This is a genomic window from Acinetobacter sp. ANC 5378 (assembly GCF_013004315.1).
Classification (GTDB): Bacteria; Pseudomonadota; Gammaproteobacteria; order Pseudomonadales; family Moraxellaceae; genus Acinetobacter.
In genome coordinates, this window is the sequence record NZ_JABERK010000029.1 from 1 (window position 1) to 913 (window position 913).

Below are 913 nucleotides of genomic sequence, written 5' to 3' on the forward strand. Positions count from 1 at the left end.
TCTTTCATAAATCAAAAAATGATCTTCTTTTGGTTAATATTCGTACCCAAGATTTCTTAGCATTCGTGCATAATCTGCGGATGAAATACATCGATTCAAACAAGCTTTCTGATCCTCAGTTTAAGCGATACACTGGCATCTCATGGTCAACCTTCTATTTAATGGTTGAGCAATTGAAGAAACATGTTCTTACTAAAGGCAGACCGCCCAAGTTAAGCCTGGAAGACCAAGTTCTGCTCTGCCTGAGCTATTGGCGGGAATATCGAACGTTATTTCACGTTGCGACGAGTTACGGTATTTCAGAGCCCACAGCCTCAAGAATTGTACGTCATGTTGAAGACTGCCTGATTCGGTCCAATCTTTTTAATTTACCGAAGAGTTTACCCGAAGGCGAAGGCATCGACTGGAATGTTGTGATCGTGGATGCCACAGAAATTCCAATCCAAAGACCTAAAAAAACAGAAGAAAAGCTATAGCGGCAAGAAAAAGACCCATACCTTCAAAGTACAGGCCATGATTCACTACAAGACTCGGCAAATACTGAGTTTATGTAGCAGTCGCGGTGCTGTACATGATTTCGAGCTATTTAAAAGAAACATAAAGCTGATTCCTTCAGAAGCCTTTGTTCTTGCAGATAAAGGCTATCAGGGGATTTATGCTCTGCATCCAAATAGCCTGTTGCCTTTAAAAGCCAAAAGACAGTGTAAATTGGATCCTGAACTAAAAATCTATAATCAGGAAATCAATAAAAGAAGAATCGGCATAGAGCATGTATTTGGCAGGCTGAAAACCTTCAAAATCCTTGCTGAGCGTTATCGAAATAGAGGCAAAAGACTCGGTTTGAGATTCAATTTAATTGCTGGAATTTATAACCAGGAGCTGAGTAAAAAATGATTTATGAAAGAAGTCTATT

2 protein-coding genes are annotated in these 913 nt (G+C 39.4%); both read left to right on the forward strand.

Translation table 11 applies throughout. The features are described from left to right. Positions 1–476 (forward strand): transposase family protein (locus HLH16_RS15640; RefSeq protein ID WP_214646653.1); only part of this gene is annotated, 476 nt, incomplete at its 5' end. Beyond that, the gene (locus tag HLH16_RS15645; protein WP_214646654.1) at positions 424–894 is read left to right on the forward strand and encodes a transposase family protein; all 471 of its coding nucleotides are present in this window, start codon (positions 424–426) and stop codon (positions 892–894) included. The genes HLH16_RS15640 and HLH16_RS15645, both read left to right, overlap by 53 nt. Positions 895–913: the final 19 nt, after the last annotated feature.